This window comes from Nostoc sp. CmiVER01, from assembly GCF_034531135.2.
Classification (GTDB): domain Bacteria; phylum Cyanobacteriota; class Cyanobacteriia; order Cyanobacteriales; family Nostocaceae; genus Nostoc.
Window position 1 is genome coordinate 251,491 of the sequence record NZ_JAVRBU020000013.1, and the last position, 21,999, is coordinate 273,489.

Below are 21,999 nucleotides of genomic sequence, written 5' to 3' on the forward strand. Positions count from 1 at the left end.
TTTGACTCTAGATTAATGACTACATGACCAAAATGTGTAAGGATTACATAATACAGAGCATCGCCTAAACTTGGATATTTGAGTGTGCCGAAAGCAGGCATTATCTACAATGACGTTAAACCGATAGCCGGCCGTGTCGCTATCGAGTTGAAAGACAAGCTAACCGCAGCTGGTTGGGATGTGTGTGTCACATCGAGTATCGGTGGAATATTGGGCTACTCTAACCCGGAGAGTCCTGTATGCCACACCCCCATTGATGGTCTAACGCCCCCTGGTTTTGACTCGGATATGGAGTTTGCAGTGGTGTTAGGGGGAGACGGGACTGTTTTAGCAGCGTCTCGTCAGGTGGCTCCCTGTGGTATTCCACTGCTAACAGTGAATACCGGCCACATGGGATTTTTAACAGAAACCTTCCTGAATCAATTGCCTCAAGCACTAGAACAGGCAATGACGGGTGAGTATGAAATTGAAGAACGAGCCATGCTCACCGTCAAAGTGTTTCGGGGAGATTCAGTGCTGTGGGAAGCCCTCTGCTTAAATGAAATGGTTCTGCACCGCGAACCTTTGACCTCTATGTGCCATTTTGAAATTGCCATAGGGCGTCATGCGCCAGTAGATATTGCAGCAGATGGTGTAATTGTTTCTACACCTACTGGTTCTACAGCTTACTCATTGAGTGCTGGTGGCCCAGTTGTTACCCCTGGTGTACCTGCTTTACAGCTAGTACCCATTTGTCCCCATTCCTTAGCTTCTAGAGCATTAGTATTTCCAGATACTGAATCGGTCAACATTTACCCAGTTAACATTCCTCGGCTGGTAATGGTGGTGGATGGTAATGGAGGGTGCTATGTACTACCAGAAGATAGAGTATATATGGAGCGATCGCAATATAGTGTTCGATTTATTCGTCTGCAACCGCCTGAGTTTTTCCGAATTTTACGAGAAAAATTAGGTTGGGGTTTACCACATATTGCTAAACCAACTTCGGTAGAATTGCCGTAGAGATTGGGCAGGAGGCAGAAGTTTTTGAATTTTGAATGGATTATCTCCCTCATCCCCCACTCCCCAACTTACTGATTTCCTTCCAGAATTACTGGTGTAAAGATGGTATTTGGATTTAGTTATTAAGATTGCATCCAAGAATTAGATGGCTGACACCTGAACGTGCTAAAAGATTCTTAGCAGCGTGTCAAATCAGGATTGCTCCATCACTAATAACTCGTAATTGCACTTTATAACTGATGTAAAGATTTTCTCTGGAATATCTTTACAATCTCAAATCCAATATCCCAAATTGTTATGACAGTTGCTCCAAGTCCCTGTGTTTTGGTGATTGAAACCGATGAGAGCCTAGCAAATCAGCTTTCTTGCGATTTGCAAGAAGCCGGGTATGAATCAATTTTGGCTCATGATGCGACTAGTGGTTTACAACACTGTCGCGATCGCCAACCTGCTTTAATTGTTTTAGACCGGATGCTAGCAGGAGAATCAGGACTCTCATTGTGCAAAAATCTAAGAAGTACTGGTATGCGATCGCCTGTATTAATTTTAATGGCAAGGGATACAGTTGATGATCGTGTAGCTTGTCTAGAAGCAGGAGCGGATGATTACATCCTCAAACCTTATCGCTCAGAAGACTTTTTAAAGTTGATTCGGCTCTACTTAAAACCTGATGTGGATACCACGGAGCAGTTACGCTTTGGGGATCTGATTTTAGATATAGCAACTCGCCGTGCCATACATAGCGGACGAGCAATTGACTTGACAATGAAAGAATTTGAGCTATTAAAATTCTTAATGGAACATCCCCGTGAGGTATTAACCCGCGAACAAATTTTAGAAAACGTTTGGGGTTACGACTTTCTGGGCGAGTCCAATGTAATTGAAGTGTATATCCGCTACTTGCGCCTAAAAATTGAAGATGAAGGACAAAAGCGCCTCATTCAAACGGTGCGAGGTGTAGGGTACGTTTTGAGAGAATCTTAGTACACTCTCTACGAGACGCTACGCAAATGCTTAGAGCGAGTCAGACGCTCCTACGTCGCTTACGAGCATCGCGGTACGACGAAGCACAAAGCGTCCCTTCAATCCTACCTTGCATAAGGTGTGGGTTACTCCTGCCTCCTGAAAGGACGAATAAAAGCCGTAAGTTTTTTAGCTTAAATTCTGTAAAATTGAAATCTAAATTACAAAATCAAAAATAATTATGATTCATCGACTAAGTTTGCTTTCAATGGTGCTAAGTATTTTACTGATGGGCTGTTCTGTGCCAACAACAGCTAAACCTCCCAGCCCTACGTCTAATTCTCAAACTCCAGCACCAGAGAGTTTAGGTCAAAAACTACCAATTTCTGCTAAAGCTATTGTTCCTAATGGCACAACAATTCAGTTAGAAGTGGCGCAGACACCACAACAGCAAGCAATGGGGTTGATGTATCGACCAGCTTTGCCAGATAACCGGGGGATGTTGTTTGGGTTCCCTTCACCACAACCAGTTAGTTTTTGGATGAAGAATGTACCTGTGGCCTTAGATATGGTATTTTTACAAAACGGAGTCGTTAAATATATTCAGGCTGCTGCACCTCCTTGTGCTAGTGAGCCTTGTCCTACCTATGGGCCCAATACACCAATCAATCAGGTGATTGAACTTCGCTCTGGCAGAGCTGCCGAGTTGAAGTTGAAAGCGGGCGATATTGTCAAAATTGAGCGTTGAGACTTCGGTGCTTTGCGTAGATAAAGATTTGGATAGTTTCTCTGTTCAGAGTCTATACTATCGAAATCTATGTTTTTTCTGTAAAAAATGGCACGTCTTATGGAAAAAATTCATCTGTAACGCTACTATTTAAAAACTGTGGTGATAATGTAAAATTCTACTGTCTCCAACCCGAAATCGCAGTCTTGAGGTTTGGCAAAAATATTCCCTTGGGCGCAAGTGTAAACAGTCGCCAATAAGAGAATATAGGCTATGGAATCTTTGTTACTCCATGTGTAATTAAATAACGCACAAAAGTAAACAAAATGGAGCCAATTTAACTAAGTAAGAATACTGCTTAACAATTGAGCAGATAATTTGTAAGAAAATTTTTATTTTTCAGAGTTTCTATGAGAAGCCTTTGTTAAAGGCAAATCACAAATACTCTGCTAGGGTGTATAGCCGATAACGGCAAAGTGACAGATAAAATACTGGCTAGTGGCTACCAAGCAATGGTGAACTGATATATGACAATACATTCTGCACAAGGAGGTGAGATACAAATGTCACAATCAAAATATTCTCGACTGATTAATTTTTTGCAAGAAGATTTAGCAATTTCCACGGCATCGCTGGCGGTGGCACTTCGGCATCGAGAGCAAGATCCAGGCCCTTTGGCAATGATTCTTTGGCAATATGGTTTGATTACTCTAGAGCAGTTAGACCAAATTTATGATTGGTTGGAAACGGCATAGTCATAATAATTTTGGATTTTGGATTAAAAGTCTCTACTAAAAGGCTGTTATCAGAATCTGAAAAAATACTCTATTTATACCAATTCAGTATCATGCTGAGTTGCCAAAATTAGTCTTGTTTGGTGTCGAATAAGCTATCTGACTGTCTTCAGAGCAATACTATTTAGAGCAACTTGGTATAATTTATGAAAATTGGGACTGTCACACTATACCTTGTGCAAAGGTTGATATATAAGTTTATTAACTTTGGCGGTTTTTACTTATTTATATACAAATCAAAAGAGCAAGTTGATAATTTAACTCGCTCTTTTGATTTGTCCTTTGTCTATTGCAAATGACCAATGACTATTGTGTAAACACTCTAACTGCCGCCGCTATACCAGATCCAGGGGTGAAATCTTCATAGCCAAGTTCTTTTAGGGTAACTTCTAAGGATGCGATACAGCTAAGAATATCGCGATCGCTCACAAAACCCAAGTGACCAATGCGAAAAATCTTATTACTCAAATGGTCTTGACCACCCGCTAGGGCAATATCAAAGCGTTTTTTCATCAATGACCGAATCTTATCCGGTTCAATTCCTTGTGGTGCTACAGCCGTAATTGCCGGGCTAGCGGAACTATCTGCTGCAAACAAGGGTAAATTTAAGCCTTGAATGGCGGCGCGGGTAGCATTTTTCAGCCGTTCATGTCGAGCAAATATTGACTCCAAACCTTCCTCCTTCATGATTCGCAACGTGGTATGCAGCGCTACAATCAAGTTCACAGGTGGAGTAAATGGAGTTGTATTTTTGGCTGTGGCTTTGCGATATTTGCCTAAGTCCAAATAATATTTCGGTAGCTTTGCCGTTTTGTAAGCTTCCCAAGCTTTGGGGCTGACAGAGACAAAACCCAATCCCGGTGGAATCATATAACCTTTTTGGGAACCGGAGGCGACTATATCCAAGCCCCAAGCATCCACAGGTAGATTGAACGCACCCAAGCTAGTGACGGCATCAACGATAATTAAAGCTTCACCGTGTTCTTTAACATGGCGGTTGATGGTTTCTAAATCATTCAAAACACCCGTCGAGGTTTCGCTGTGGGTAATGATTACGGCTTTAATTTGCTTTTGAGTATCAGCTTGCAGTTTTTCGGCAAATGCTGCGGGGTCTAAGGGTTTTCCCCATTCCACCTTAACTTCTTCTACATTCAAACCGTAGGCTTGACCAACTTCTACCCAGCGTTCGCCAAATTTACCATTAGAACCAACTAAAATGCGATCGCCTGGAGAGAGAAAATTAATTATTCCGGCTTCTACAGCACCCGTACCACTGACATTCAGCGTTAGCACATCACTTTGAGTTTGATGTAGCCACTTGAGGTTTTCCGTTACCTCTGCCAATATATTGCTAAATTCACTGGTGCGGTGTCCAATCGGATGCTTGGCTAATGCCAGTAAGGCAGCTTCTGGCACCGGGGTTGGGCCTGGAATCATCAGCATCAGCTTGTCGTTCATATGTCTATCCTAAAAATCAAATAAAAGTCAAAATTGTGGGAGTTGGTTAAGTCTGATAGCAAATTCTAGATATTCATCTACAAATTCCACTCAGTTCGTCACCAGCCTTGTTGTATATTTTCCAAATTCATAGGAAAAGTATCGTGGGAGTTAATAATCGGTCAGCTTGACCTTTGCAATTTATACGAGACTCCAACTCAAATAAAACCCCTGTTCACAGGCAATCTTACCACACACCTAGACAACAGGTTAAGGCGTTTGCTCGTAGGAGAGCGGCTATTTTAACCAAAGGTGAAACCTCTATCTAGATGAGGCACAGATATAATAAATTCTTAAATCTTACCCATAATCTGCCTCTATTGTTTTTATATAAACACGCGAAATCGTCAGTGAAAAAGCTGTGTTTTGCTTCAATGAATGAAGTAACTGCCTACACTATGCGGAAGCGCTGCATGTTGCCGTTTGATAAGAGATAGAAGATACTTAACCCAAACTTTTCAATCTGCTTAGGTCGAGCATTTGTTCTTCGGTTGCCATCCTCTAAAGAATACTTTTATCCATTGAGGATCTGATAATTTATTTTCCTCCAAATCATTTCGCTGTCAATATTAAAGGCTTATCCTGGCTTACTCAATGGCGATTTTCTACTGATGCTTTCTGGTTCATTTGCAGCCAATTTTGAGATAAGTATGCTGTTACTCGCTGCACATTTAAAACTGTACTTAGTAGTAGGCGATCGCCAATAAACTATAAGTTTTTATACTATACTCACAAAATTGCTACAATCATGCTTAGTCTTGTTAATTACTATTCATGATGAGTCGTTTTTAACTAGTGTTCAGTTCATAAACTGTCACTCATCAGATCCCCGGTATTCTTGCAAAAGAGATATTCTTAATTAGTGCAAGGAGTGATACCATTTCACCACATGTTTGTCACAAGTTATCCTCGCAATGCTCCCTAATAAGGGGGCGTTGCAGATTTCAAATGTTGCATCAAACGAGTGAGTTGGTATAAGCTTTTACGAGGAAACGCTTGAGTGAGCAAAACTCTCAAGCGTTTTTTCGTGTATAAATAAAACAGTTAAACTCTCTGGAAGATCATACAGATGTTTTTAAATACACATATACCAGAGTGATAAATTACTGGTATAACAATTGTTGCAACACATACTTGATGACTTTAGCATTTGTGCATTCCATCAAAACTTTTTAAGCAATTCTGTGGGTTTAAATCCCCTGTTTATAACAAGCCGCAAGTATGTTATGCCAATTCGCAATGACGCTCCTACGGACGCTCGTTCCTCTCTACGAGACGCTGCGCGAACGCTACCACTTCGCTAACGCTAACGCAATTAAGAAACTTAGATGCAGCAAGACTTTCCTGATTTACATCTGTTGCCTCATTTTGGAGAATTGGTATTAGACAGGGTTTAAATCACCATTTCAAAACTTAATTACGTTAGCGCAGCGTTAGCGACGCAGGAGCGTCATTACGAATTATTTTAAGTGACTGGACGTACCACACGAATTAGTTTTCCTTGCAACGGTTCTTCTATTGTCAGAGCTTCATCTATCCGTGCTGCAAACTTTTCCCAATTACGATTGTTTGTGCAAACAATAATACCGAAGTGGTTACAATACTTGTCGGTTAAGGGGAAAAGGGGAAAGAAAAAACCTTTAACCTTTTCCCAGATGTTTGGTCAGGCTATATTTACAATTTTATTGATCGCTAAGTACAATAATTAATTCCTAGCGAATTGTCTGCGCTTCTACCCTGCGCGAAGATGAAGCGCATCCGCGTTGAAATTTCAACCCTCAATTCGCCAAGATTTTAGGCAAAGCTGTACTTAGCTAACTACAAAATTTACCAACTTTCCAGGCACGACAATTACCTTTTTAATCTCCTTACCTTCGATGTAACGTTGGGCAATTTCTGATTCACGGGCATATTTCTCCAACGCTGCTTTATCTGCTTGCGCTGGTACTTGAATCGAGCCGCGAGTTTTGCCCATAATTTGAATTACTAAAGTAATTTCATCAGCTACCAAAGCAGCCGGGTCAAATGACGGCCAAGTTTGAGTGTGAACTGAATTACTTTCACCCAATAAATGCCACAATTCATCAGCAATGTGTGGTGCAAAGGGTGCTAGCAATACCACCAAAGTGCGAATACCTTCTGCGTAAATTGGTGAATTTTTCCCATCGGCATCAGTTAGAGCGTTACTCAACTTCATCAATTCTGATATAGCTGTGTTGAATTGATATTCGTCTTCAACGTCTTCTGTCACTGCTTGAATAGCCGTGTGAATCGCCCGTCGCAATTCTTTTTCTGCCTTAGTTAAATCAGCGAGTTGCACTTGCTTATGGGATACCCCAGCTGCAACATAATCTGTCACCAAACGCCAAACTCGATTTAAAAAGCGGAATTGTCCTTCCACATCGGCTTCATCCCATTCCAGGTCTTTTTCTGGCGGCGCTTTGAACAAAATGAACATCCGCGCTGTATCTATACCGTATTTGGAAATTACATCTTCTGGGGCTACACCGTTACCCTTTGATTTAGACATGGTGGCGTAGAGACGTTGCAGTGGTTCACCTGTCTGAGGGTCGCGGGGGTTAGCAGAATTTACCAGATCAGAAGGAATCCATTTATCTTTACCGCCCTTGTTGGGATTTAGGTAAGTTAAACCCTGTACCATACCTTGAGTTAACAGGCGTTGGAAGGGTTCATCAAAGTTTAACAAACCGCGATCGCGTAGTACCTTAGTAAAGAAACGCGAATACAACAAATGTAAAATCGCGTGTTCAATTCCACCGACATACTGATCAACTGGCATCCAGTCGTTAATTTTACTGGAATCAAAAACCTGTTGTTCATTCTTAGCGTCAGGGAAGCGCAAGAAATACCATGAAGAATCAATAAAAGTATCCATTGTGTCAGTTTCCCGCTTTGCCGGAGTGCCACAAGTTGGACAAGGCACATTTACCCAACTTTCCAACTGAGTCAAAGGTGAACCGCCACGTCCAGTAAATTCCACTTCTTCTGGCAACTGAACTGGTAAATCTTGATCAGGCACTGGCACTATCCCACAGTTGGGACAGTGGATTACAGGTATTGGTGCGCCCCAGTAACGCTGCCGCGAAATTAACCAATCCCGCAAGCGATATTGCACCCGTACTTTACCAAAACCTTGTTGTTCGGCGTATTCAATTATCGCTTGTTTAGCATCTGTGGAAGTTATACCACTAAAAGACCCAGAATTAATTAAAATTCCTGGTTCAGTGTATGCCTGGTTATATTCAATTTGGGTAAGTTGTCTGACTTCATTAATCTTTGATGTTGGAGTTAAGTCAAAACCTGCAACATCATCTGGGGAAGCAATAACAAAATTAATTGGCAAATCGTAATTTTTGGCAAACTTAAAATCCCGGACATCGTGGGCTGGTACGCCCATCACTGCCCCAGTACCATACTCATACAGTACATAGTCAGCAATCCAAATCGGCACTTCTTCCCCTGAAAACGGGTTAATTGCTACCCCACCTGTGGAAATACCCCGCTTCGGTTTGTCTTCAGCAGTACGTTCCAACTCACTTTGATTGGAAACCTCTTTAATAAAAGCTTCTACGGCTGCAAGTTGTTCTTTTGTAGTGACACGCTTTGTTAAGGGATGTTCTGGTGCTAACACCAAGTAGCTGACACCATAAACGGTATCTGGACGTGTGGTGTACACGGCGATTTTTTCATCTATCCCAACGATAGGAAATTCTAAGTAAGCGCCTGTAGATTTGCCAATCCAGTTTGCCTGCATCAATTTAACGCGTTCCGGCCAACCTGTTAACTTATCTAAGTCATTGAGTAATTCTTCGGCATAATCGGTAATCTTGAAAAACCACTGTCGCAACAATTTGCGCTCAACTATTGCGCCACTGCGCCAAGAACGTCCTTCGTTATCGACTTGCTCATTTGCCAATACAGTTTGGTCAATGGGGTCCCAATTTACTGCTGCTTCTTTTTGGTAAGCTAACCCCGCTTGCAAAAACTGCAAGAAAATCCATTGTGTCCACTTGTAATAATCGGGTGAACAAGTAGCAAGTTCACATTCCCAGTCAATGGATAAACCAAGACGCTGCAATTGTTGCCGCATCTGGGTCATATTCTGATAAGTCCACTTTGCTGGCGGTACACCACGGTCAATGGCGGCATTTTCTGCTGGCAAGCCAAAGGCATCCCAACCCATTGGATGTATTACTCGATAGCCTTGCATTCTTTTAAGGCGGGCAATCACATCGGTAATCGTATAATTACGGACGTGACCCATGTGTAGGCTGCCCGATGGATAAGGGAACATGGATAAAGCGTAGAATTTTGGCTTGTTACTAGCTGTGGGTGTTTTATCTAAGCCAAGTTCTACCCATGTTTTTTGCCATTTTTCCTCAATCGCTGCTGGGTTATATCGAGAATCAACATCACGTATTTCCAATGGTTTCATGCCTGTTACACTTTACTTCTACTAATTTTCTAGTATTTGACCCTTACTAGTACATTTGAGCCACTATCTTGAGGGAATTATCTGTATAGCAATTTTTTAATTTAATTTACAAAATCAATTTACTATTTTCTTCTATCCCCTATTCTTATCTATCTTATATCCCTAAAGTTCTTAGACTAAAGCTAATAGTAATTTTATACTACAAAAAGGATACTTCAAAACTATTGTGGTTTTGTGTCCCTATCTTTACGATTCCCGATGCAATATTTATACTCGCACGCCAATCGAGAAATTTTTGTAACCTAAATATCCCCCACAACTTTTACGAAGTGGGGGATCTTGTTTCTCAGCAATGACCAGAAAGAAAAAGGTACAAGCCCATAAATTTATTTATGGGCTTCTTACTTTTGACTTTTGACTTCCCCGTTCGCGCAGCATCCCGTAGGGAAGGGGCTGACTCAGGATTGCTAAATTACGCTAAATCAAAAAGTAAGATTTCGCCGCCGATATTGGTGCTAATTTCTAGCTGTTCTTCGCCGTTGATTTGTACTCCATCGCCTGCTCTGAGTTCTTCACCATTTAAGTTAACTATACCTTGGGCTATTTGTAACCAGGCATAGCGACCAGGTTTAATTTGATAATTAACAACATCACCTGACTCTAAAACAGATGTGTATAAATCAACATCTTGGTGAATTGTCACAGCACCATCGCGCCCATCTTTAGCAGCAATTAAGCGGAGTTTGCCACGCTTTTCTTCCAGAGGAAAAGCTTTTTGTTCATATCTTGGTGTCAACCCTTCTTGGTCAGGAAGAATCCAGATTTGTAACAAGTGTAGTGGTTCAGTTGGTGAGGGATTAAATTCACTGTGGCTGATTCCAGTTCCAGCACTCATAATCTGTGCATCACCGGGACGAATTACTGACCCAGTACCCAAGCTGTCTTTATGCTCTACAGCACCTTCTAAGACATAAGTGAGGATTTCCATGTCACGATGGCTGTGGGTAGGGAATCCAGCACCAGGGGCGATGCGATCGTCGTTAATCACTCGCAGAGAACGAAATCCCATGCGGTTGGGATCGTAAAAACTACCGAAGGAAAATGTGTGATAACTATCGAGCCAGCCCATTTTGGCGTGACCACGGGCGTTTCTATCATGAATTAGATGGCTAATTGTATTTTGAGACATATATTTACCTCGTTGTTAATCAGTATTTAGAGACGCGATGAATCGTAGAAGAGACGCGATGAATCGTAGAAGAGACGCGATGAATCGTAGAAGAGACGCAATGAATCGTAGAAGAGACGCGATGAATCGCGTCTGTACAAGAGTTAGGAATTAGAAGGAAATTAGTATACTTTTTCACTAATCGACTAGCTTATTGAAGTTGAAGTATTAATCTTGAGATATCACTTGTCGAAGATATTCTGGAGTTTTTCGACCTACGTTTTGAACTATTTCAATAGTAAAGTATATACATATAAAAGAAAAGTACGCACTTAAAAGTGTCGTACTTACCAAAAAGATACTATTAGATTTACAAAAGACTACTTTTCTCAAAAGTGCTTATTTTACACCAGCAGGGATCTTTTGAGTTGTAGTAGCACCCGCTTTGCCATTCTCTCCCTTAATTTCTGCTACTTGCAGATGAGCTTCTAAGAACCATAGTCGTTTGTCAATGGCGCGGGAAATTTCGGTGTAAAGATCGGCAGTGTCGAGATCGCTTAAGTCATCTGTTTTATCGATCGCTTCCCGCAGATGTTTAGCATAGAGTGCATAACGATCTGACAAGGCTGTTACATGGTCTTTACCATCCAAAATATCTAAGGGATATTCTGGCAAAATTGAATTTCTAGCTGCGGCACGGGCTGTTCCGAAAGCGTATCCGCCTAAAGCTGTGACACGTTCAGCTACCATATCGATGTACTCTTCCAATTCTCCAGCCAGTTCATCAAATAATAAGTGTAACTGGTAAAAGTCAGTACCTTTAACATTCCAGTGCGCTTGCTTTGCTTGGGTTTTCAAATCCGAAGTGGCTGCTAAAGTTTGGTTGAGAAGTACCACGATTTTCACTCGTGCTTCGGCGGGAATATCAATGCGGGTAGGGTACAAACGTGATGTAATGCTGTTGTCGTTCATGATTCTACGTTGTTAATGCCTTTTATATCTAACTCTACAGAATTATTTGGCTTAACGAAACTCTCTGACGACCGATTGAATTAATGCCTGAATATGTTAAAGTTTATGACTATTAGTTAAATACGGTGGTTTTCTATGGTATTGAATGTACCACCGAAAAGGCGATCGCGAATTACATCATTGTGTAAAAAGTCATGGGGAAAACCCAGTTCAATTTGACTAACTTCATTTAATTGTTGCAAATGTTCTGGCGAGAGGATGATATCTAAAGAAGCTAAGTTATCTTGAAACTGCGTTAATTTACGTGCGCCAATGATCGGAATAATCACACCATTTTGAGCGTGTAACCAAGCTAATGCTACTTGTGAAGGTGTGTGTCCGATTTCGGTTGCAACTTCACTGACAACTTGAGCGATCGCTAAATTCTTCTGTGAAATCTCTCCCCCAAAAGTTTCGAGTCGTCCTTTTTCACCGTCTGCTTGAGGAGGCTGATTATATTTACCTGTAAGCACACCACCACCCAAAGGCGACCACGGTGTTACTGCTAAATCCAAGGCTTTAGCCATCGGCAACAAGTCACGTTCTGGGGTTCGTTGAATTAAACTATACTCAATTTGTAGGGCGACAAACTGCGTCCATCCTTGGTATTGGGCAATAGTATTTGCTTGGGAAACGATCCAAGCAGGTGTATCAGAAATACCGATGTAAAGTACTTTACCTTGGCGGACTACATCATCAAGCGATCGCAATACTTCTTCAATAGGTGTTGTGAAATCCCAAGCGTGCAACCAGAATAAATCAATGTAATCAGTATTCAGTCGTTTCAGGCTACCTTCTAAAGACTGGACTAAGTTCTTGCGATGGTTTCCACTGGCGTTAGGGTCGCCTTTTTTGTTATCCATCTGCAAGGGAAAGGAATATTTTGTCGCAACTACAAAGCGTTCCCGTTCTTTAGCAATCAACTCACCGACAATTTTTTCACTGCTACCATCGGTATAACCGTTGGCGGTGTCAATGAAATTTCCCCCTGCTTCTGCATAGCTATCGAAGATTTTACGGCTTTCGTCAACAGATGCACCCCAACCCCAATCTTCACCAAAGGTCATGGTTCCTAAGGAGAGTTCAGAGACTCTTAACCCGCTTTTACCCAAGAGTTTGTATCTCATGAATATTTTCTCATTAATGAAAAAACTAAGCAAATACCATTCCAAAAGAATGATACAGCAGAATTTAGAATTCAGGAGTCAGAATTCAGGAGTCAGGAGGAGTTAAAACTTAAAAGTTGAGCCTATAAAGGTGAAAGTTTAAATTTTAATCCCTACTCAATGCCTAATGCCCCATGCCTCATGCCTTCGCTACAATAAACTCAAAACAAGACATAATGACCTACACCTCGCCCAAACTACTTACCTTTGAGGAATTTATAGCCGAATATGGTGACAATACACGCTACGAATTAATCGATGGACAACTAAGAGACATGGAACCTACAGGGCCACATGAAGCTGTTGCAGGTAGTATTGCTGGTAGAATCTATGTCGAAATTTTTAATTCTAATTTCAACTGGCTAGTTCCAAAAACTTGTCTGATTAAACCACCTGCGGCTGAAGCTACAGTGCTGCGTCCTGATGTAATTGTTTTAGATAAAGCAGAACTTAGTAAAGAACCGCTTTGGCAAAAGGAATCTATTATTTGTAACGGCAGTACTATTAAACTTGTTGCTGAGGTTGTGAGTACAAACTGGCAAGATGATTATGCAAGAAAGGTGGAAGAATACGCTTTTCTTAACATCCCAGAATATTGGATTGTGGACTTTAGAGGGTTAGGTGGCTTGCAATTTATCGGCAATCCCAAACAACCCACCTTCACTGTTTGTCAGTTAGTTAACGGTGTGTACCAGCAGCAACAATATCGTTTAGGAGATACTATTTCATCTGAACTTTTGCCAAAGTTACAACTTAAGCTAGACGACATTATGCATATTTAACAAATTAAATTTTGTTTTGGCTGAGGTAGATCAGATTATTTACTACTGCGTTACTTAAGCAAGAGCGATCGCTACAGTTTTCTAAGCTAAAATACCAAAGTTGTATTTAAACACATCTGATAACTCAGTTATTTTTATGAATTACTACGTAATCTACGATGGGAATTGTAATCTCTGCGTTACCTTAGTGCAATTGCTAGAAACCTTAGACCAAGGAAAGCTATTTCGCTACAGTCCTATGCAAGATGAGCAGACACTTTTACGCTGGGGAATTACAGCCCAAGACTGTGAACAAGGGATGATTTTAATTGATGCCAATGAACCTCAGAGACGTTGGCAAGGTAGTAATGCAGCTGAAGAAATTGGGCGGTTATTGCCAGCAGGAAGTATATTTGTAGACGCTTATCGAGCATTACCGGGGATGAAATGGGCAGGCGATCGCTTTTACGAACAAATCCGCGATAATCGCTACACTATATTTGGTAAGCGTTCTAATACATATCAATCGGCATATTGTGTGGATGGTAGCTGCAAGCCGTAGAGTCTGGGGCAGGGGGCAGGGGGATGAGGGGAAACCCTATAAATAAATGTATTGGGTCTGAGACAATTACGCATTATTTATCGTCGCACTTTCCGCTTAAATAAATATTTTTCCGTTGAGCATAAATACATTTATTAGCTCGTAACCCTAGACTGCTGGGGAATTACAGCATCTTTCTCCCCCTGCCCCGCCCTCTGCTCCCCTGCCTGTTTGGTCATTGGAGAGAATTTATTCTGGTCAAAAATCCGCCTACAGGTGCTAGCTAAGAGCTTGGTAGACCAACCATTATGCTATCTGGCGTGTTTGTAAATATTGTGCAATCAATGACATTTGCGATTGCGCCACAATTCGGCACAACAAACTGGAACTGATGGGAGGATACTGCGTGAGAATAGGTGCTAACTACTTGGGTGACGGAGAGTGTGAATTTACAGTTTGGTCTCCGCTATTAGATGGTGTCACGGTACAAATTTTGACGCCAGAACAGCAGTTAATTCCACTCAAGCCTCAGTCTGAGGGATACTGGCAAACGAAAGTCAACGATGTATATCCAGGCACGCTTTATCGCTATGTCTTAAATGGGCAAGACGCTTTTGCCGATCCGGCGTCGCAGTATCAACCAGAAGGGGTACATGGGCCGTCGCAAATTGTCGATCAACACTTTGAGTGGACTGATGAAGGGTGGACTGGGATTCCTGTGGAATCGATGATTTTCTATGAAGTTCACGTTGGGACTTTCACGCCTGAAGGAACTTTCACTGCCATTATTTCCCGCTTACCGGAACTCAGAGAACTCGGAATTAACGCCATTGAAATCATGCCTATCTCCCAGTTTCCGGGAGATACCCATATTGAAGCAACTCTTGCATATCGCAACTGGGGTTATGATGGCGTTTACCCTTATGCGGTGCAAAATTCCTACGGTAGCCCAGCCGAACTGAAGCAACTAGTAAATGCTTGCCACCAACACGGAATTGCCGTTGTGCTGGATGTGGTGTATAACCACTTTGGGCCAGAAGGCAACTATATGAGTCAGTTCGCGCCCTACTTTACTAAAACCTATAAAACGCCTTGGGGCGAAGCGTTGAATTTCGACGATGCCCATAGTCAGGGTGTGCGAAATTATTTTATCGAAAATGCGCTTTACTGGTTGCGCGATTTCCACATAGATGCATTGCGGTTGGATGCTATTCAAGCAATTTACGACTTGGGGGCGAAGCATTTTTTATGGGAACTGGCGGAAGCAGTTCATCATTTTTCCCAACAAGGGCAAAAATGGAAACGCCATCTAATTGCTGAAAGTGACTTGAATAATCCGCGAATAATTCGTCCAGTAGAATTGGGTGGATATGGTCTTGATGCTCAGTGGAGTGATGATTTTCACCATTCATTGCACGCACTGTTGACAGGCGATCGCCAAGGATATTACCAAGATTTTGGGCAAGTAGCTCAGTTGGCAAAAGCTTATGAAGATACTTTTGTCTACGATTGGAAATACTCACCCGATCGCAAACGATTTCATGGTCTATCTTGCCGCGATCGCCCTTTATCACAATTTACAATCTGTATTCAGAATCACGATCAAATCGGCAATCAAATGAAAGGAGAACGCCTCAGCCAGCGAATCTCTTTTGAGGGATTAAAGTTAGCTGCTGCTGCTGTGCTACTGTCGCCCAACTTACCCCTGTTGTTCATGGGAGAAGAATACGGTGAAACAGCACCCTTCATTTACTTTGTCAGTCACTCTGATCCAGATTTAATTCAAGCAGTTCGAGCCGGACGCAAACAAGAATTTGAAGCATTTCACTATGCAGATGATCCCCCAGATCCCGAATCGTCAGAAACTTTCCTAAAGTCTAAACTCAATTGGGAATTACGCAATGACGGTAAACACAAAGTTATCTGGGATTGGTATCGTCAGTTAATTAATTTCCGCAAGACGCATCCAGCACTTTTGAATCAAGACCGTAACTCCATCAAAGCGATTAGCGATGAAGAGAAGCAGTTGGTCATCGTGCGTCGTTGGTGCGAATCAAGTGAACTAATATTTGCGATGAATTTCAATTCGTCTCCAGTGACAGTGACTCTGCCGTTTGAGCAAAACGCTAATAAATTGTTAGACTCTGCTGATAAATCATGGTCTGGGCATGGTTCTGAAGCCCCTGAACATCTGTCTGTAGACCAAGAATTCAAATTGCAACCTACTAGTTTAGTACTCTATGAAAAAGGATGAGGGGAAGAGTTAGAACTTAAAGTTTCAGCCTCATCACCTCAATGTTTGAGCAATAAGACTTAAGGTTTGAGCAATAAGGCTTAAGGTTTGAGCAGTAAGGCTTAAGGTTCGAGCAATAAGGCTTAAGGTTTGAGCAATAAGGCTTAAAGTTCGAGCAATAAGGCTTAATGTTCGAGCAATAAGGCTTAAGGTTCGAGCAGTAAGGCTTAAGGTTCGAGCTAAAAGGTTGCTTTAAAAATGGTTGACTGTGATGTTAGGTACTTATTGATCTCCCCTAACCCCACCCTAACCCTCCCCTTTACAAGGGGAGGGAACTAGATTTCTTGTTTCCCCCCTTTATAAGGGGGAATTAAGGGGGGTAATACGCTTTTGCTAACGAGAAAAGGACTTTTCAAACATCCTCTAAAAGGTTCAGCGTTTATCCTCAAAACCTCATCTCTCTCCCTCATTCCCCTTACTCCCCACTAAAAAATATGCGAATTCCTACCGCTACTTATCGAATCCAATTTACACCTCAGTTTGGCTTTGACAATGCCAAAGCGATCGCAGCTTATCTAGCAGATTTAGGTATTTCCGATTTATATGCTTCCCCCATTTTCAAAGCACGATCTGGGAGTACCCACGGCTACGATATAGTAGATGCCACTCAACTCAACCCAGAACTGGGAACTAATGAATCCTTTGATGCATTAGTTAGTGAAATTCAATCCCTTGGTATGGGCTGGTTACAAGATATTGTGCCAAACCACATGGCCTATAGCAGCGAAAACGATTACTTGATGGACGTATTGGAACACGGCCCAGATTCTAGCTATACCGACTACTTTGACCTTTCTTGGAACGCTCCCTTTGGCGATCGCCAAGAGCGAATTCTCGCTCCTCTCTTAGGAGATTTTTATGGTACATCCCTAGAAAACGGACACATTCAACTGCAATACGAACAAAACGGTTTAACCGTCAACTATTACAGCTTGAAACTACCACTGCGGTTAGAATCTTACACAAAATTTATCACCTACAATCTAGGTAAACTCACCCGTACACTCGGACGCAATCATCCCGATTTTATTAAGCTATTGGGAATTCTCTACATTCTCAAAAATGTGCCTTCAGAAGTTGCCGGAAAACAGCGACAAGACCAAATCGCATTTATTAAAGGATTGGTTTGGGAACTTTACACCACAAATGATGCCATCCGCGAGTTCATCGACGAAAATCTCCAAACATTCAACGGAGAACCCGGTAATTCAGAAAGCTTTAACCTCCTAGATGATTTACTGAAGGATCAATTTTACCGTCTCGCCTTCTGGAAAGTTGGCGCGGAGGAAATGAACTACCGCCGTTTCTTTACTGTTAATGAATTGATTTCCGTGAAAGTTGAAGAAGTGCGGGTTTTTAATAATACTCACGGACTGATTCAGAAGCTAGTTGAAGAAGGAAAATTTACTGGTTTACGAATTGACCATATTGATGGACTTTATAACCCAATCCAGTATCTCGAAAGGCTGCGGGAAAAGATGGGAGATGTTTATATCACCGTCGAGAAGATTTTAGAACTAACGGAAGAATTGCCAGAAAACTGGGGAATTGAAGGTACATCTGGATATGACTTTCTCAACTATGTAAATGGCGTATTTTGTCAAGTTGAAAATGAATCATCCTTCGATAAAATTTACCAAAACTTTATCAGTTCTAGAGTAGATTATGCTTCGGTAGTGAAGGATAAAAAACACCTAATTTTAGAAAAGAATTTAGCAGGTGATATTGACAATCTGGCACTTTTGTTAAAGAATGTTTCCAGCAAATATCGCTATGGCAATGATTTTACACTGAATGGATTAAAAAGAGCGATCGCCGAAATTTTGACACTGTTTCCGATTTACCGCACCTACATTACACCAGATGGAATTGGAGAAAGCGATCGCGCTACCATTCAGCAAGTAATTAGCCAAGCCAAAGAACAAGTACCCCTATTGCAAAACGAGCTGAATTTTATTGAAAAGTTAATGCTGTTAGAGTTTGATAATTCTCTGACTCAAACAGAACGTGAACAGTGGATATATTTCGTCTTGCGGATGCAGCAATACAGTGGGCCGTTAATGGCAAAAGGCGTAGAAGACACCACATTATATGTTTATAATCGGTTACTATCGTTGAATGAAGTCGGGGGAAATCCTGGTCATTTTGGCATCGACTTAGCCAAATTTCATGCATTTAACAAACAGCATCAAGAAACCTGGCCTCACACAATGAACACCACAGCCACCCACGACACCAAACGCGGCGAAGATGTGCGGGCCAGATTGAATGTCCTCTCAGAAATCCCCGATGAATGGGATCAGCAGGTAAATACCTGGAGTGCCATGAATCGAGGACATCGTAGCCATCGCCACGGGTTCGCTATGCCCGATCGCAACGACGAGTATTTTCTCTATCAAACCTTGCTAGGGGCGTTTCCTTTTGCAGAACAGGAACATGCATCCTTCGTGGAACGGGTGAAAGACTATATAATAAAAGCAATTCGAGAAGCGAAAGTGCATACAGCATGGTTGCGGCCAGATAGCGAGTATGAAGAAGCTTGTACCTCCTTTATTGAAAAAGTACTCGATCCTTCTCTCTCCGGGGAATTTCTAGAAGCCTTTCGTCCCTTTCAAGCGCGAATTGCAGAGTATGGTATCTTCAATTCCCTTTCCCAAACTCTACTGAAGATTACCGCCCCAGGCGTACCCGATGTATACCAAGGAACAGAACTTTGGGAACTAAGCCTAGTCGATCCAGATAACCGCCGCCCGGTAGATTTTGAACAGAGACGCACCTACTTAAGCGCCATCCGCGAACAGGTGAAAACCGACACTCTGGCTTTAATTCAAGAGTTGCTGAGTGATAAAACCGACGGCAGAATCAAACTGTTTTTAACGGCTCAATTACTCCAAGCCAGAGCAAACTATGTCTTATTATTCCAAGACGGCGACTATCTCCCCCTAGAAGTTCAGGGAACCTACGCCAATCACATAATCGCCTTTGCGCGACGGGAAGGTAATCAAACAGCGATCGCGATCGCCCCTCGCTTTTTAACCAACCTGATCCAGCCAGGAGAAAACCCCTTAGGCGAGTCAGTATGGCAAGATACGCACCTGTTATTACCCCCTGGAACTCCCTCCACCTGGAAAAACGTCATCACTCAACAACCCTTACAAACCACACAAACCCTATCTATCGGATCTGCCCTCGCCCATTTCCCAGTTGCCCTATTAGTTAGTAGTGCCGAGTAAAAAGATAAAAAAGAAGGGAAAAGGGGAAAGGCATGGATTAGGTTGCCCACCAGGGGCGAGGTTTTTACCTTTCCCCCTTCCCCCTTCTTGATAAATCTATCTCACGCAGAGAAACGCCGTAAAATCTCTACGTGACGCTTTGCAAATGCGTTCCTCTGCGTTAAAAAAATTCCTCCAACCTCCTCACACCCCGTCAAATTAAATCATGATTACCTTACCAGTACTTACCACCACGCAGATAGACGCCGTGCGGGCCCATATCAAAAAAACCTGGAAAACCTTAACCCGATCGCACGAACACTTATTACAATCCGCCAAAGATACCAAACTAGACCACAAAACCGATACTCCTTGGCTTGTCTACATTTCCCCCTTAGAAGATTGTCCCGACATTCAGACAGTATTAGAGCGATCGCTATCTTCCAAAGATATGCAAGAAATTGAAATTCGCACTTTGCCCTCAGAAGTCGAAGCGATTAAAGAGCATGGCTTACTATACCTACCAGGGCCTTATGTCGTACCAGGTGGTCGATTTAACGAAATGTATGGCTGGGACAGCTACTTTATATTACTAGGACTTTTGCACGATGAGGAATGGGAGCTAGCGCAAAACCAAGTAGATCAATTGTTGTACCAGGTGAAGCATTACGGCGCTATCCTCAATGCCAACCGGACTTATATGCTGTCGCGATCGCAACCCCCCGTCCTCAGCATGATGGTTTTGGCATTATTCCAGCACACCCAGGATGAAGAGTGGTTGAGAGCAACCGTACCACTGCTAGAACAATTTTACTATTACTGGGTAGTACCGCCCCATTTGAATCCCGGAACCGGCTTATCCAGATTTTATGCCTTTGGCGAAGGCCCCGCGCCAGAAGTTGTATTCTCCGAGCGAGATGAGGAAGGAAGAAGCCACTACGATCGCGTCAAGGAATATTACCAAACCTTTGAGGTTGAAGATTACGACGTTGATCTTTACTACGATCGCGAAAATGACAAACTGACCCACCTATTTTACAAGGCTGATCGCACCATGCGCGAGTCCGGTTTTGATATCACCAACCGATTTGGCCCCTTCTGTGCTGATATCCTCCACTACGCTCCTGTGTGCCTCAATACTTTGCTATATCAGGTAGAACAAGACTTAGCGCGAATTAACGCTATTTTGGGGAACGAACAACTAGAAAAACAATGGCGCGATCGCGGCGCATATCGGCGCGATCGGATCGATCAATTTCTCTGGAATGAAGAACGAGGACTCTATTGCGACTATCACTTCCAGAGTGGAAAAAGTCGTTGCTACGAATTTGCTACCACATTCTATCCCCTGTGGCTAGGAATTTCTTCTCAAGCCCAAGCCCAGCGCGTCGTGGAAAATCTCTCTTTGTTTGAAGCCCCAGGCGGAATTCTTACCAGTACTCATATCACCGGGAACCAGTGGGATGCTCCCTTTGGTTGGGCACCATTGACATACATTGCTGTCCAGGGACTTCACCGTTATGGGTTTCATACAGAAGGCGATCGCATTGCCAACAAATTTCTGGCTATGGTAATTCAAGAATTCGAGCGTCACAACACCCTAGTTGAGAAATATGATGTTGAACGCTGTTCTGCCAACGTTTCCGACGAAATTTCCTTTGGATATAGTTCTAACGAAATTGGCTTCGGCTGGACAAATGGAGTCATTCTGGAACTATTAGTAGGTGGCGGGAAAAAAGTTTAAAAAAAAAGGCGTGAGAAAAAACCTCACGCCCTAATCTGACTCACTTTTTAAATGTCTATGACTGATAAAAGAGAAAACAAAATTGATAATTAAGCTTTGAATTTGACTTGTTTCGATTTTTTATCATTATTGGCTTAAGATTGAAGGTCAGCCAATACGGTTCGGTTAAAGGGGAAAGGCGAAGGGGGAAAGGGGAAGAAAAAACCTTTAACCCTTACCCTTTAACCTTTTCCCCAAACCAATTCTTAGTTCAAAATGCTTATCCGAACCGTATTGGAAGGTCAGCATCTTATTTTCATCTTTTCAAAGATATAAAATACCTATAAATAAGTAGTGGGAGCATTTTGCTCCCACTACTTTTAAAACTATGGTTCTCAAAATAGTCGCTTTTAAAATCTGCGTAGTGCCGACATCTTGCCCACTCCTATCAACAGAGATTTTTATATTCAGCACCTAATTATAATCATCTTTACGCTTATCGTAAGGTTCGCCTGTAAAAGGTTGTACGCCTGTAGCAGGATAAGCGTCATCATTAGGCCCAAAAATCCGCATTGCAGCTTCAGAAATATACTTGGTTATGTTCGCAATGATATTGGAAATAGCCATAATATTGGACTCCTTCTTTCGAGTCGCTTTAATTGTGCTACCTATACTCTAATACTGA

At 42.2% G+C, this 21,999-nt stretch carries 15 protein-coding genes; 9 read left to right on the plus strand and 6 right to left on the minus strand.

What is annotated here, in order from left to right; genetic code table 11:
• Positions 1–84 precede the first annotated feature (84 nt).
• The 4 genes from RMZ43_RS23430 to RMZ43_RS23445 all read left to right on the plus strand — a co-directional run bounded on the left by RMZ43_RS23430 (position 85) and on the right by RMZ43_RS23445 (position 3,447).
• Positions 85–1,002: an NAD(+) kinase gene (locus RMZ43_RS23430; protein ID WP_322648409.1), complete on the plus strand. Its 918-nt coding sequence runs from the start codon at positions 85–87 to the stop codon at positions 1,000–1,002.
• A 297-nt stretch (positions 1,003–1,299) separates the two neighbouring features.
• The gene (gene nblR / locus RMZ43_RS23435; RefSeq protein WP_100900721.1) at positions 1,300–1,986 is read left to right on the plus strand and encodes a response regulator transcription factor NblR; all 687 of its coding nucleotides are present in this window, start codon (positions 1,300–1,302) and stop codon (positions 1,984–1,986) included.
• Between the two features lie 220 nt (positions 1,987–2,206).
• The gene (locus RMZ43_RS23440) at positions 2,207–2,713 is read left to right on the plus strand and encodes a DUF192 domain-containing protein (RefSeq protein ID WP_322653596.1); all 507 of its coding nucleotides are present in this window, start codon (positions 2,207–2,209) and stop codon (positions 2,711–2,713) included.
• Between the two features lie 506 nt (positions 2,714–3,219).
• Positions 3,220–3,447 (plus strand): DUF2949 domain-containing protein, encoded by a 228-nt coding sequence (locus RMZ43_RS23445; RefSeq protein ID WP_100900719.1) that lies wholly within the window; start codon positions 3,220–3,222, stop codon positions 3,445–3,447.
• Positions 3,448–3,792: 345 nt separating this feature from the next.
• On the opposite strand, the gene RMZ43_RS23450 is transcribed toward RMZ43_RS23445, so the two are convergent.
• From RMZ43_RS23450 to RMZ43_RS23470, 5 genes are all read right to left on the minus strand, one after another.
• Positions 3,793–4,944: a pyridoxal-phosphate-dependent aminotransferase family protein gene (locus tag RMZ43_RS23450; protein WP_322653595.1), complete on the minus strand. Its 1,152-nt coding sequence runs from the start codon at positions 4,942–4,944 to the stop codon at positions 3,793–3,795.
• Between the two features lie 1,849 nt (positions 4,945–6,793).
• Positions 6,794–9,439, minus strand: coding sequence for a leucine--tRNA ligase (leuS, locus tag RMZ43_RS23455; RefSeq protein WP_322653594.1), 2,646 nt, complete (start codon positions 9,437–9,439; stop codon positions 6,794–6,796).
• 472 nt (positions 9,440–9,911) lie between these two features.
• Positions 9,912–10,628 (minus strand): pirin family protein, encoded by a 717-nt coding sequence (locus RMZ43_RS23460; RefSeq protein ID WP_322648405.1) that lies wholly within the window; start codon positions 10,626–10,628, stop codon positions 9,912–9,914.
• Between the two features lie 378 nt (positions 10,629–11,006).
• The gene (dps, locus tag RMZ43_RS23465; RefSeq protein WP_322648404.1) at positions 11,007–11,579 is read right to left on the minus strand and encodes a DNA starvation/stationary phase protection protein Dps; all 573 of its coding nucleotides are present in this window, start codon (positions 11,577–11,579) and stop codon (positions 11,007–11,009) included.
• A 116-nt stretch (positions 11,580–11,695) separates the two neighbouring features.
• On the minus strand, positions 11,696–12,745 hold the full coding sequence (locus RMZ43_RS23470; protein ID WP_322653593.1) for an aldo/keto reductase: 1,050 nt from the start codon (positions 12,743–12,745) through the stop codon (positions 11,696–11,698).
• Positions 12,746–12,960: 215 nt separating this feature from the next.
• On the opposite strand from RMZ43_RS23470, the gene RMZ43_RS23475 reads away from it, so the two are divergent.
• The 5 genes from RMZ43_RS23475 to RMZ43_RS23495 all read left to right on the plus strand — a co-directional run bounded on the left by RMZ43_RS23475 (position 12,961) and on the right by RMZ43_RS23495 (position 21,335).
• Complete coding sequence (locus tag RMZ43_RS23475) at positions 12,961–13,566, plus strand: Uma2 family endonuclease (RefSeq protein ID WP_322653592.1); 606 nt, start codon at positions 12,961–12,963, stop codon at positions 13,564–13,566.
• Between the two features lie 136 nt (positions 13,567–13,702).
• Entirely contained in the window at positions 13,703–14,107 is a 405-nt protein-coding gene (locus RMZ43_RS23480; RefSeq protein WP_322653591.1) for a thiol-disulfide oxidoreductase DCC family protein, read from the plus strand.
• Between the two features lie 385 nt (positions 14,108–14,492).
• Positions 14,493–16,340 (plus strand): malto-oligosyltrehalose trehalohydrolase, encoded by a 1,848-nt coding sequence (gene treZ / locus RMZ43_RS23485; RefSeq protein WP_322653590.1) that lies wholly within the window; start codon positions 14,493–14,495, stop codon positions 16,338–16,340.
• A gap of 473 nt (positions 16,341–16,813) precedes the next feature.
• Positions 16,814–19,612: a malto-oligosyltrehalose synthase gene (treY, locus tag RMZ43_RS23490; RefSeq protein ID WP_322653589.1), complete on the plus strand. Its 2,799-nt coding sequence runs from the start codon at positions 16,814–16,816 to the stop codon at positions 19,610–19,612.
• A gap of 205 nt (positions 19,613–19,817) precedes the next feature.
• Positions 19,818–21,335, plus strand: a complete 1,518-nt coding sequence (locus RMZ43_RS23495) for a trehalase family glycosidase (protein WP_322653588.1) — start codon at positions 19,818–19,820, stop codon at positions 21,333–21,335.
• A 453-nt stretch (positions 21,336–21,788) separates the two neighbouring features.
• Here RMZ43_RS23495 and RMZ43_RS23500 read toward each other — a convergent pair whose 3' ends face one another.
• Complete coding sequence (locus RMZ43_RS23500; RefSeq protein WP_322648398.1) at positions 21,789–21,941, minus strand: hypothetical protein; 153 nt, start codon at positions 21,939–21,941, stop codon at positions 21,789–21,791.
• Between the last annotated feature and the right edge of the window lie 58 nt (positions 21,942–21,999).